Annotated in this window: 13 protein-coding genes; 3 read left to right on the forward strand and 10 right to left on the reverse strand. The window is 36.9% G+C overall.

The features are described 5' to 3' along the window. Positions 1-17: 17 nt before the first annotated feature. The 7 genes from AC1M36_RS17460 to AC1M36_RS17490 form a co-directional block, all read right to left on the reverse strand. On the reverse strand, positions 18-131 hold the full coding sequence (locus AC1M36_RS17460; protein WP_034278971.1) for a DUF4024 domain-containing protein: 114 nt from the start codon (positions 129-131) through the stop codon (positions 18-20). A 390-nt stretch (positions 132-521) separates the two neighbouring features. Continuing rightward, entirely contained in the window at positions 522-1,151 is a 630-nt protein-coding gene (gene upp / locus AC1M36_RS17465) for a uracil phosphoribosyltransferase (protein WP_003202275.1), read from the reverse strand. Between the two features lie 462 nt (positions 1,152-1,613). Then, on the reverse strand, positions 1,614-2,855 hold the full coding sequence (gene glyA / locus AC1M36_RS17470; protein WP_336451557.1) for a serine hydroxymethyltransferase: 1,242 nt from the start codon (positions 2,853-2,855) through the stop codon (positions 1,614-1,616). Positions 2,856-3,221: 366 nt separating this feature from the next. After that, positions 3,222-3,794: a TIGR01440 family protein gene (locus AC1M36_RS17475; RefSeq protein WP_431613157.1), complete on the reverse strand. Its 573-nt coding sequence runs from the start codon at positions 3,792-3,794 to the stop codon at positions 3,222-3,224. 54 nt (positions 3,795-3,848) lie between these two features. Further along, positions 3,849-4,292 (reverse strand): ribose 5-phosphate isomerase B, encoded by a 444-nt coding sequence (gene rpiB / locus AC1M36_RS17480; RefSeq protein ID WP_003202270.1) that lies wholly within the window; start codon positions 4,290-4,292, stop codon positions 3,849-3,851. Between the two features lie 138 nt (positions 4,293-4,430). Further along, a complete protein-coding gene (locus tag AC1M36_RS17485; RefSeq protein ID WP_336451555.1) occupies positions 4,431-4,871 on the reverse strand; it encodes a low molecular weight protein arginine phosphatase in 441 nt (146 codons plus the stop codon). 326 nt (positions 4,872-5,197) lie between these two features. Beyond that, on the reverse strand, positions 5,198-5,695 hold the full coding sequence (locus AC1M36_RS17490) for a PTS sugar transporter subunit IIA (protein ID WP_336451554.1): 498 nt from the start codon (positions 5,693-5,695) through the stop codon (positions 5,198-5,200). A gap of 390 nt (positions 5,696-6,085) precedes the next feature. Here AC1M36_RS17490 and AC1M36_RS17495 point away from each other — a divergent pair, with 390 nt between their 5' ends. Continuing rightward, complete coding sequence (locus tag AC1M36_RS17495) at positions 6,086-6,472, forward strand: DoxX family protein (RefSeq protein WP_431613155.1); 387 nt, start codon at positions 6,086-6,088, stop codon at positions 6,470-6,472. A gap of 401 nt (positions 6,473-6,873) precedes the next feature. On the opposite strand, the gene AC1M36_RS17500 is transcribed toward AC1M36_RS17495, so the two are convergent. The 3 genes from AC1M36_RS17500 to AC1M36_RS17510 form a co-directional block, all read right to left on the reverse strand. Beyond that, the gene (locus AC1M36_RS17500) at positions 6,874-8,085 is read right to left on the reverse strand and encodes a Ger(x)C family spore germination protein (protein WP_336451552.1); all 1,212 of its coding nucleotides are present in this window, start codon (positions 8,083-8,085) and stop codon (positions 6,874-6,876) included. Between the two features lie 111 nt (positions 8,086-8,196). Beyond that, entirely contained in the window at positions 8,197-8,427 is a 231-nt protein-coding gene (locus tag AC1M36_RS17505) for a hypothetical protein (RefSeq protein WP_336451708.1), read from the reverse strand. A 189-nt stretch (positions 8,428-8,616) separates the two neighbouring features. Next, entirely contained in the window at positions 8,617-10,212 is a 1,596-nt protein-coding gene (locus AC1M36_RS17510; RefSeq protein WP_420792336.1) for a spore germination protein, read from the reverse strand. A gap of 610 nt (positions 10,213-10,822) precedes the next feature. Between AC1M36_RS17510 and AC1M36_RS17515 the strand changes: the two genes are divergently transcribed. Then, positions 10,823-11,929, forward strand: coding sequence for a GerAB/ArcD/ProY family transporter (locus AC1M36_RS17515; protein WP_336451550.1), 1,107 nt, complete (start codon positions 10,823-10,825; stop codon positions 11,927-11,929). Between the two features lie 201 nt (positions 11,930-12,130). Next, positions 12,131-12,742, forward strand: a complete 612-nt coding sequence (locus AC1M36_RS17520; protein ID WP_336451549.1) for a flavin reductase family protein — start codon at positions 12,131-12,133, stop codon at positions 12,740-12,742. The last annotated feature ends 323 nt before the right edge of the window (positions 12,743-13,065 follow it).

The raw sequence follows: 13,065 nt of genomic DNA on the forward strand, positions 1-13,065 counted from the left end.
CCTCCAATATGTAACCCTCATTCACGATGTGTTAATAATAACTCATTTTTTTGCATAAATCCTATACAAAATAAAAAGTTTACTTTTTCGTCACGGAATAGATGTAATTTTGTCACTGAAAGCCCTACCATCTATCCCCGTTGTTAGCATACAATAGGGTATTAGCACTGTCAACGAGAAATCGTAAAAAATCAAAAAATTTGAGTATTAGTTATTTCCTTCCAAAAATGAAAACGTTCCCCTTCAAAATACTGGTGAAAGATATGCAATTTCTAGAAGTTTTCCTCTTATAATAGAAGAAAAAGTTCACAAGTTTGTCACTATTACATTTTTGGGATATAACGTTTTTCTTCTATAGTATAGTGTTTCATAGAAGTTAGACTTCTATATTATATGTGATATATATGCAAGTTATGTTGTATATACAAAAAATACCATTTTATATAAACTTATCCCCCTCCCCCATTCTTCATCTTCCCATAAAAAAAAAGACGAGTAGGGAATCCCTCTCGTCTGTTGTCTTACTTCGTTCCAAATAAACGGTCACCAGCATCGCCAAGACCTGGAACAACATAACCATGGTCATTTAATTTCTCATCTAATGCCGCTACATAAATATCAACATCAGGATGTTCTTCTTGTACTACTTTTACTCCTTCTGGGGCAGCTACGATACACATTAATTTAATTTGCTTCGCACCGCGCTTTTTCAGAGAGTTAATTGCTTCAGCTGCAGAACCACCTGTTGCTAACATCGGATCAAGTACGATAAAGTCACGTTCTTCTACATCCGTTGGAAGTTTCACATAGTATTCTACCGGTTGCAATGTTTTCGGGTCACGGTATAAACCAACGTGTCCTACTTTTGCTGCTGGGATTAATTTCAGAATCCCATCTACCATTCCTAAGCCTGCACGTAAAATTGGAATTAGACCAAGCTTTTTACCAGCGATCACTTTTGTTTTCGCTTTGCTTACAGGTGTTTCAATTTCGATTTCTTCAAGTGGAAGGTCGCGTGTAATTTCAAATGCCATTAAGCTTGCTACTTCATCCACTAATTCACGAAATTCTTTAGTACCTGTATTTTTATCGCGAATATATGTAATCTTATGTTGAATTAACGGGTGATCAAATACATACAGTTTTCCCATGTGAATCTCTCCTTCAGATGATATTCATGCGTGCGCACACGCCGTTTTACACTATTTACGATTGTAAAGAAAACGCTACTAATATTCAAGGGCAAATTTGGAAAAATATTAAATTCATCATGAACCTACCTAATATCTTTACCAATTATGGAAGCCCTATCCTTCATTATATATCCAAAATTTATTCACCATTTGTATACATACTTCACAAGTTATATATGTCCTCGCTTATCTACTACGCTCTCCTATACTGGACTCCCAAAAGAATTTATTATCTTAGCGTTCTTTTCAGGTCATTTATCTTGCTATTCGCAGGCCGAGAAAACTGCAGTTCTATATCTTCCATATTAAAAACTCTGACTTATAGAAAGTATTCTAAAAAACCATCTATTACGAATCCCTGTTTCAAATGAAAAAAAACTGCTGAAACAATATATGCTTCAGCAGTCTTCATCTAATCTATTATAGATCTGTATACATTGGAAATTTATCTGTTAATGCTTCTACACGCTTACGTGCTTCTTCTAGTGCAGCTTCATTCTCATGATTTTTTAATGTATGAGCAATGATTGATGCGATTTCATCCATTTCTTCTAGACCGAAGCCACGAGATGTTACTGCTGCTGTACCGATACGTACACCACTTGTTACAAATGGGCTTGCTGTTTCAAATGGAATTGTGTTCTTGTTCACTGTAATACCAACTTCATCTAATACATGCTCTGCTACTTTACCTGTAATGTCTAAGTTACGAACATCAATTAAGATAAGATGGTTGTCCGTTCCACCAGAAACGAGTGTAAGTCCTTCTTTTTGAAGACCTTCCGCTAAGCGATTTGCATTATTAATGATGTTTTGTGCATATGTTTTAAAGTCATCTTGAAGTGCCTCACCGAATGCAACAGCTTTCGCAGCAATTACGTGCATAAGTGGGCCACCTTGAATACCAGGGAAGATTGATTTATCAATTTGCTTTGCAAATTTTTCTTCACATAAAATCATACCGCCACGTGGGCCACGTAATGTTTTATGTGTTGTTGTTGTAACGAAATGTGCATGTGGCACTGGGTTTGGATGTAAGCCTGCTGCAACTAAACCTGCGATATGTGCCATATCTACCATTAAGTATGCACCAACTTCATCTGCGATTTCACGGAATCTCTTGAAATCGATAACACGAGGGTAAGCACTTGCACCTGCAACGATTAGTTTTGGTTTATGTTCTTTTGCTTTTGCTAACACATCATCATAATTGATGCGATGTGATTCAGCATCTACGCCATATTCTACGAAATTATATTGTACCCCACTGAAGTTAACAGGGCTTCCGTGTGTTAAGTGACCACCGTGGGATAAGTTCATACCAAGTACTGTATCGCCTTGCTCTAAAATCGTGAAGTATACAGCCATATTCGCTTGTGCACCAGAGTGTGGTTGAACGTTCACATGCTCTGCACCAAAGATTTCTTTTACGCGATCACGTGCAATATCCTCTACTACGTCTACATGCTCACAACCGCCGTAGTAACGTTTACCAGGATATCCTTCTGCATACTTGTTTGTTAAAACAGAACCTTGTGCTTCCATTACAGCTTCACTTACGAAGTTTTCTGAAGCGATTAATTCAATTTTTGAACGTTGTCTTCCTAGTTCTGCTTCAATTGCAGCAAATACCTTTTCATCTTGACGTTTTAAATGATCCACCAAAATCCCCCTTTTCTGAACGAATTACACTGATTCCCGATAATTTTTTCTTATTTATTGAGAAAAAAACGAAAATTCAAGTTGTAATTCTTTAGAACCTTCATGTTTTCAACTACATTCTAACATGACTTTCTATATCATAAAAGAAAAAAAAGATCGAGTTTGGTCTTTTCTTTTTATCCTTTATAAGGTCAGACTACATACCTCTTTATATGAGATACTACATTTCTGTTTCTTCTTCATCCCAAGCGCTCTACCTAAAGATGCAAAGGGGAGATAACAGATAGCTGCCTATAAAAGCACAATTCGTGAAGGCCTTTCATCAGTAGGGGATATCCCCACTGATGAAAGGCCTTCACTTTATCTTTAGCTACAAGTAACTGTTTCTTCTACTGCTGCATACACAGCACGCGCACCACCAATAAGTTTCGCGCGTGTTTTGGCCATCGTTACGTGTGCACTTCCAATCTCTTTTACACTTGTGCGGATTGGAACTGCAACATGTTTTAAATGCATACCAATAAAAGTATCACCGATATCCATACCTGCATCTGCTTTTATAAACTCCACTACTACAGGATCCTTTAGATAATGATATGCATATGTTGCTAATGCGCCACCAGCTGATCTAACGGGCGTAACGGTTACAATTTCAAGTTGATACTTCATTGTCACTTCTCTTTCAACTACTAAAGCACGATTTAAATGTTCACAACATTGGAATGCCAATTCTATACCTGTTTGCGCTTGAAATTGTTTTAGCTCAGAAAAAATTGCTTCTGCTACTTCCATCGTTCCCGATGTTCCAATCCTCTCTCCGAGCACTTCGCTCGTACTACAGCCCACTACAAAAATTTGACCGCTTTGCAGGGAAGCTTGCTTTTGAAAATCAGAAAGCGATGTTTGTAGCTGCTTTTTCACTTTTACTATTTCCGTCATGACGCCTCTTCCTTTCACAGATTGGTTCAATAAATTAGTATGTCCAATAGAAAATTACTTCGCTTCGTATGTTTTAATTTTCCCTACGCGGTTTTCGTGACGTCCACCTTCATAATCAGTTGTTAGCCAAATTTTTGCGATATCACGCGCTAAACCAGCACCAATTACGCGCTCACCCATCGCTAACATGTTTGTATCATTATGTTCTCTTGTTGCTCTTGCACTAAATGTATCGTGAACTAATGCACAACGAATACCGTGTACTTTATTTGCTGCAATTGACATCCCAATACCTGTCCCACAAATTAAAATACCACGGTCTACTTCACCGTTTGCAACCATTTCTGCCGCTGGAAATGCAAAGTCAGGATAATCAACAGAACCGGCTTCACATTCACATCCTAAATCAACATATTCAATATTTAGTTCTTCTAATAAACTTACGATTTCTTTGCGGATATTCATTCCACCGTGATCAGATGCTACTACTACTTTCATTTTGACCCCTCCAAAATTTTAGTAAAACTTCTATCGAGTAAGGTTCTTCATCCCCACTGATAAATGATTGCAAAACACTTATACTTACTTGCTCATTCCAAGCAAGATCATCTCCAATATCGTATTATACACGAAACATTAACCTTCTGAATGTTTTTTCAATAAAGTTTGTACAAGTTTTTCCATCTCTACTAATGTTGATTGATAAATAGCGAGAGAACCGCCATACGGGTCTGAAATATCCTTACTTGTACCCTCTACAAATTCATAAAATGTATACACCTTTTTTCCAGCACTCGGATAGTGCCCAATCACAAGTTGCTTATGGCTTTCTGTCATCGTAAGTACCATATCAGCCCACTCAAGTAATTCTTCCGTTATTTGCTGCGAAGCATGTGCTGCCTTAATTCCCTTTTCTGCTAATGCATTTTTTGCATACAAAGATGCATCACTTCCAGGATTGGCAAAAACACCAGCGGACTTCGCTTCAAAATTCCCTTTCCCATAGTGACGAAGCAACGCCTCTGCCATTGGGCTACGACATGTATTTCCAGTGCAAACAAATAACACTCGCTTCATCCAAGCTCACTCCTTATAGTGAATGTTCTACATTTATCATAACGTACATTACAATGGAACAAAAGAAATGTGAACATACAAAAGGCGTATTTCTCCTTTTATTTTTTCTAAGAGAAATACGCCTTATCCACATATATGTGAAACCCTAGTTTCAAGTGCCTTACATATAATAACACACTTGAAGAAAACATCCACTCGAAAAGCCCCACTATGAATTGAACTCCCCCCCACCTACCTCTAAACAAGTTTGAGGTGGGGGATGAATCGGTTAAAATGATAAAATAAGGAATCCATTTCATATAAAATGGATTCCTTACAACAAACTATTACTTCATAGTAACTTTCATTACTTCTGTTGAACCTTTTGTAGCTGAAACGCCTACAGTTGTATGAATAGATTCAGCTGCATCTGTGTTTGTAATAACGATTGGCGTAATTGTGCTTTTTGCTTTTTCGCGAATTAATTCTAAATCGAAAGAAATTAATTTATCGCCAGCTTTCACAGCTTGTCCCTCAGATACGTGAGCTTCGAAACCTTCGCCTTCCATTTTTACAGTTTCTAAACCAACGTGGATTAAAATTTCCGTACCATTTTTCGCTTTAATTCCAACAGCATGTTTTGTATGGAATAATTGTACGATTTCACCGTCCACTGGTGATACAACTACACCTTCAGTTGGAACGATTGCAACACCGTCACCCATCATGCGACCAGCGAATACTGGATCTGGTACTTCTTCAATATTTTTCACTTCTCCAGTTAATGGAGCTACGATTGTTTCTGCATTTGTTTTTGAACCAAGGCCAAATAATTTTTTAAACATAGGATAGTCCTCCTTATAATTAGGTTGAAAATGTATAGGGCAATCCCTAGTAATAATTGAGATACATGTAAGACTTTATACTTCAAATATTATATTGTAAAAACGCTTTCGAAAAGAATCACGTTATTACCAATAGACTCTTATTGTATCGCTTTGCAAAATTCCAGTCAATTCAGATTGTCTGAATAACAATTATCAGAATTAATTCTTTCTTATATTTTCTCTTTTTTTCTCTCACTTGTCTAGAGGTCTTTACGACATATTTATTTTTTATTGTTGATTTGTAAAATTTTCTTCATATTTTCCACGAAAGTTACTTGACTAAAGTAAGTAACTGATTTATCATTACTTACGTAAGATAAGTAAATAACTTTTTTGGAGGTTTTATAAATGATGGACATCGGTCTTCTTATTATTCGTCTTATTATCGGAATTACATTCATGGGTCATGGTACTCAAAAATTATTCGGTTGGTTTGGTGGTCACGGCCTAAAAGGAACAGGCGGCTGGATGGAATCAATTGGCTTACGCCCTGGCGTATTTATGGCATTTATGGCTGGTGCAACTGAGCTGTTAGGCGGATTCTTATTCGCAGCAGGTATCTTCACTTGGGTTGGCTCATTACTTATCATAGGTACAATGCTAGTTGCAATCTTTACAGTCCATGGCAAAAATGGCTACTGGGTAACACAAAACGGATTTGAATATAACATGATCTTAATTGCTATTGCAGTTGGTGTTGCATTAACTGGACCTGGCGCTTACGTTTTATTTTAATTAACTATCTCAATTTCAAGATATTTATTAAAAAGAGGAGTAGATTTCAGTTTGAGATCTACTCCTTTTCAAATCGTTGAGAGACGGGAGGCACAAAGTCTCCAACTCAGTAGAAGTAAAATCCATAAAAAAATGATCCCTCCTGCGTGGTAGCAATCTGGTCTTTTTACCAACGGTCTATATAAGAGGAATCGCTTAGTGATCTTTTAGTGTTCTTATAGCTTTAATCTATGTACCACTTTTTTAAAGTTTAATTTTACGCTAAACACACATAATTTTTTATGCGCTCATATAAAAAAATATTCTTTAAAATGAGTAAACTCTTTCTATCGTTTGCAGGATTTTAAATAGATTTTTGACTGCTATTTTCGAACCTCCAGTCCTTATATAAACTAAACAAGTTACTTTATTTTTTCAAAAAAGGAATTAGTTACTGTTCCTACCTGTTCGATTTCTCCTTGTACATGTAGATTAACAGGCAGGTTCTCGAAATATTCATTCCAATCTTTTTTGAGTTTTTTCCAAGCTTTAGGATCAGCTCGATGAATCGCTTCTCCAAATCCAAATATATCTATTTTATATTTTTCCTGTACTTCTTTTATTGCTTTTTTAAAGAATTCCACCGATTCTTTTTCATAAATCTCCTCTAATTTTTCAATCGCTCCCGTTTTTTTAAAATCGATATCGCATGCTACTTCACCGACATTACCTTTCACACGAATATTTAGATCTATCTCCGGCTTTCCATTCTTTATCTTACCCTTCATTTCCGTGTTTGAGTTCATCACTTGATAAACAAATTTCCCTCCTTTTGGACACGATACATTCACAACTGTACTTAACTCATTGTTCGTAATGACATTATACGTCTTGCTTTGTTTCTCATTTAACCAACCCACTAATTTATCTTTTTCAAATACCGCTAAGTTTTGAAAAAGTATTCGAGCAGGAGTATCAATCACTTCTATATTCTGTTTACTTAAAGCTGTTTCTTCATCATCTTTTACATGTAAGGAGATTCCTGTTAACACTGGTTGTTTCCCATCGCTTACCATATCTACAATTAGCTCGTCTAATGTAACGAAACTTGTCGCTGACCATGCTTCTGACGAGGCCTTAAGGGTATTAAACAATTTATTAGCAGGTATTTTTTCTACAGGTGTACGCACCTTTAAAACATCTTCTGCTTTCATTCCCTTAGCTACAGCGATATAAAAATCTGATCGTAGTTCCCAATCTCTCGAGAGAAGATCTAACGATTTTCCAATTCCTTTTTTCGCTAATGACTCACCAATTACGAGCATCCGAAGGTGTGAAGGATAAATTTTCCTCGGGGAGTCCTTTGTCATTTTTCGGATCGCCTCAAATATGGTTTGCCCTTTCGCCTGATAGATAACTACTGGTGAACGACCACCACTGCCACCGCCTTTTGTCGTAGCTACTTCTCCTGGATTTACCACCTGAGCAGTCACAAGATATTGACCATTCATTGTACGATCTATCCCTAAGGCCAATGTGATGGCCAATTCATTTAATTCACGACGATTCCAGCAGCCTGTAGTAAATAATAGAAATACAAGCAGTATGATAAGCATTGTAAAGTAGCGTTTCATAGATTAAACACCTTTCGAATTTATTTATACATGCTTATATCTAAGGAGAATGCTCCATTTATTCTTTCTTGAGTGGTATTTCTTAAAAACTTTAACCATGTAAAATCATTTTCATCTTAATAATTCCTCAATAACGTAATAAAGTGGCTTATAAATGGCTGTAATCCAATCTAGTGGATTGGGAATCTTAATATTCAAGGCTTTTGCAACGCTTAACGAAGTGCCCAATAATAGAAGAATAGAAAACAACCATAACTCTCCTTTTAATTTTTCTTTTAACAGAAAAGGAACATCGATCGCAATAATGGCAGCGACAATGACAAAGATTCCAGCAACAGCCATCACTTTTGTATACTCCTTTCTTCCTTTGAGTGATTAGAAAATAGGGATATAGAGGCATCTAGTCGTCAAGTCTTTATACCTATCTATACTTATCCCTTTTTGCAAGCTTGAAATTGGTATTATTACTGACGTTATCAATTCCAAATAGACAGGTTTTACATTTTTTGAATTGATAACTTTTATGTTCATTTAAACTTTATTTCGAGGCGGTTTCGGAGCTGAATTTTGTTCACGTCTAACATTTTTTTGACTAATTAAACGCGGGCGAGAGAACATCCGCCATAGAGGTACCCGAATAAACGTATCTTTAATGTCCTCACGGATAAAAGGCCCAAAAGGGCTCATATAAGGAATCCCAAAAGAACGCAAGCTGCACAAGTGAAGAATAAGTGCAATAAACCCAATGAATATCCCAAATAAGCCAAAAGAGGCAGCAAGCACCATCATTGGGAAACGGAGTATCCTAATAGACATAGAAAAGGTAGATGCGGGGAGCACAAAACTTGAAATCGCCGTGACTGCAACAACGATTACCATAGCAACCGATACAATTCCCGCATCAACTGCCGCAGTACCAATTACCAGTGTTCCTACAATAGATATAGCTTGGCCAATAGCCTTTGGCATTCGTAAACCGGCTTCTCGTAAGATTTCAAATGCCACTTCCATCATGAGAGCTTCAATGAATGCAGGAAAGGGAACTCCTTCCCGTTGAGCAGCTAAACCGATTAACAGAGGAGTTGGTAACATTTCTTGATGAAACGTGGTGATGGCAATATATAGGGATGGTCCTAGCAGAGCGGTAAAAATACTTAAAAAACGAAGCAAACGGATGAGAGTACTAATGTCTGTACGTTGATAATAATCTTCCGCAGCTTGTACGAAGGAAACAAACAGTGCCGGGACAACTAGAACAATCGGCGTTCCATCCACTACGATAGCAATTCTTCCTTCTAAAAGCTCTGCAGCAATCACATCAGGTCGTTCCGAATGAAATACAGTCGGAAAAGGACTAAACGGTTCATCTTCAATCAATGCCTCAATATAACCACTCTCTAGAACCCCATCGATATCAATTTTATTTAGACGCCTATGCACTTCTTCGACAACTCTATCATTCGCAATCCCATCAATATACAAGATCGCCACATCTGTTTGGGTTACTCTTCCAAGCATTTTCGATTCAACCCAAAGGTTGGGTGCTTTTATTTTTCGGCGGATTAATGCCGTATTGGTACGCAAGCTCTCCGTAAAACTTTCTTTAGGTCCTCGAACGACGGTTTCCGTACTGGATTCCATGACACCACGGTCTCTCCACCCACGCATACATATTGTGAAACCTTGTTCATAGCCATCCAACAGGAAAATAACATCCCCTGATAACAAAGAATTGAATAAAGACCTGAATTCAGTAACATCTTTTATATCTCCAACCGTAAGAATACGATCTTTCAATATTTGTAAAACGTTCTGTTGAGATGATATGGTTTGATTCTGTTCGATAGGAATATCTAACATGAGCGACTCCAAAATAAAGTTCTGAATGGAGTTCGTATCCACCAATCCATCCGTATAGAAAATACCTGCTTTAATTAACCCATCTTTACCAATTTGTATTTCCCTAATCACTATGTCGCTACTATTTCCAAGCATTTTCTTTACATATTGAATATTTCCTTCGAGACTTGTTTCTAACAGGACTTTGTTATCTTCCTTACTTTCATCTTCTTGCTCAAATGAGGAGTACATTACACTGTTTTTTCTTTGTTTCTTAAAAAAACGCATACAATTTATCCTCTCTCATAATGTTGATTCATCGCTTATATAAAGTGAAACTTTAATCAGTGAGGGTTTTCCCCACTGATTATTAGCCCTCACCAATCGGGCCTTTACGGACAGTTCATCTCCCACTTAACTTCTTTGCTTTCGCTGAATTTTGAGGTGGGAGTGTTACTGTCCGTTAATGCGAGATAAATTTTGAAGTCTATTTCACTTCATAACCGTTATTTGTAGCCGAAGGATTTAAAAACATGTTAGTGAATACCTACGAAAACAATCTCTTAATTTACGGTGATTTTTCGCATAAATATTACTCGACCTTGTTCTTTCAAGTTCATTTTTACCAATTAAACTTGAATTATACTTGAACTTCCAATAAGTACGGTATAGCATCCCCATTACCAAAATCCAATAAAATAATCCCCCTCGAATATCTTCTACTGGATACGGAAATTGTTATGGAACTGTTAAAACCTGACCATACTTATGAAATAACAAAACCTCACAAGATAATGTAAAGTGAAACTTTTACTCAGGATTATTTAAAAAAGATTTTCTTTTTAAGAATTCTATTGGGTAGGTATAAACTAATGAGAAAATGGGGTAGGTTCCTATTGTGAAAAATGAAAAGATCAATTCACATCAATTTTTAACTTTAGTAACTTTATTTACAATTGGTACGACTATCTTAATTATTCCAGGAGGATTAGCAGTCGAAGCAAAACAAGACGCTTGGATTGTATCTCTAGTGGGTACAGGGATAGGAGTTTTTGTAATATGGATATTTAACACTTTAGTTCGTAATTTTCCTAACATGACTATTGTACAAATCAATGAACAATTATTTGGAAAATGGTTAGGGAAAACAGTGTCTCTTTTCTTTGTTTCTATGCCATTACTTTATACTTCTATTCTTTTGATTTATAATGGTAGCTTTTTAAACACACATATGATGCCTAATACACCCGCCCTAGCCCTTAACCTATTGATGATACTCATTTTGGTAATGGGAGTACGTCTGGGGCTCGAAACAATCGCTCGCTCCGCAGAAATATTCATACCAATTTTCTTTATCCTTTTTATCATTTTAGTCATCTTTCTTATTCCACAAATCAAGTTTGAAAATATTCAACCTGTATTTGAGGTAGAGACAAAAACGATATTACGAGCATCCTTACACTTGATTACTACATCTTCTGTAAACTCTGTGATTTTATTAATGATTTTTCCTGCCTTAATTAATCAACCGAAAGAAGCCAGAAAATCGTTTTATATTGGAAATATAATTGGGGGAGTTGTCATTATTATCATCACAATTTTAAGTATTTTGGTTTTAGGTGCCGAAACTACTGCAAGACACACGTATCCAAGCTTTATACTAGCAAGAAAAATAAACGTAGGTGATTTTATCCAACGTATCGAAGGAACAATCGCGATCATGTGGTTTATTACAATCTATTTTAAGATGGCTCTTTATTTTTACGCTTCTGTTTTAGGTATTACACAAATTTTGAATTTGAAATATTATCGCCCATTAGTATTACCTTTAGCGATGATTGTAGGTGTTCTTTCTATCATTATGTATGAAGACGTCGTAAAACAACAAAACTTCGACGCTACAGTGACTATAGCCTATTCGTTGTCAGTTGGGCTTTTTTTACCTCTAATCATGTTAATAGTCAGTATATTTAGGAGAAAAGGAAAGACCGAACAAAGAGAATAGTTATTTTCTTTGAAGAGTATCCCTGACAAAGCGTAGAAAATACACATTATGGTCTTGTTATGGAAGCTTGTTTACCGAAGTGTAAAGTTTTCTTCGGGAATTTTACAAAAACCGCCAAAAAATATTTTTTAGCAGGAATTTCCCCTCCTCATCTTGTAAACAAACAAAGAGTATTCATATCGAGGAAGGGAGATTACAAATATGCTTTCGATTAATCCAAATGAACAAACAGAAAAAGATAATTACAAATTATTAACAGGGAGTATTATTCCGCGCCCTGTAGCATTCGTGACTTCTGTAACAAAAGATGGTGTTTTAAACGGCGCTCCATACAGCTATTTTAATATCGTCGCTGCTAATCCACCGCTCATCTCTGTTTCAGTGCAACGTAAAGGAGGAGAACGAAAAGATACTTCTCGAAATGCCATTGAAAAAGGTGAATTTGTTGTACATATTTCCGATGAATCTTATGTGGAGGCCATCAATGAAACTGCTGCAAACCTTCCTCCAAATCAAAGTGAAATTGAATTAGCCAAACTAACTCCAATCGAAAGTGATGTCATCTCCGTACCAGGCGTAAAAGAAGCGAATATTCGAATGGAATGTATATTAGAACGCGCCATCCCACTGGGTGGAACAGAAGACTCTCCAGCATGCGACCTACTAATCGGCCGCGTTGTCCGCTTCCACGTCGCAGAACATTTATATGAAAACGGCCGGATTCATGCAGAAGGACTAAAACCAGTAAGCCGACTAGCAGGACACAACTACGCAAAACTAGGAGAACAATTCGAGCTTGTAAGGCCAGTTTAAAAGTGGAAGCGGCTCGTTCAGAATGAGAGGGGGATGGAGCTTCTGACGTAGAGGCGCCTTTTGCCTCGTAGGAAGACGCGAAGCCACCGACCATTCTTGCCACTGGAGCTGGATATCTCTAAAAGCAGAGACGGCTCGTTCAGAATCGCAGGGCATTGGAAAGTTCGACCATTTCACACCAAAAAAGACCAGCTTATGGTGTTAGCCCTGTTAAGTAGACAGCTATAAAAAAGACTAAGCAGCCATCAAGATTCGATATTCTATCGGAGCTCGGTGGTTGAGTCGTTTTTGGAATCGTTTATAGTTATAGAAGTAGATATATT

It is taken from the genome of Bacillus sp. Medicinal_06 (genome assembly GCF_056711665.1).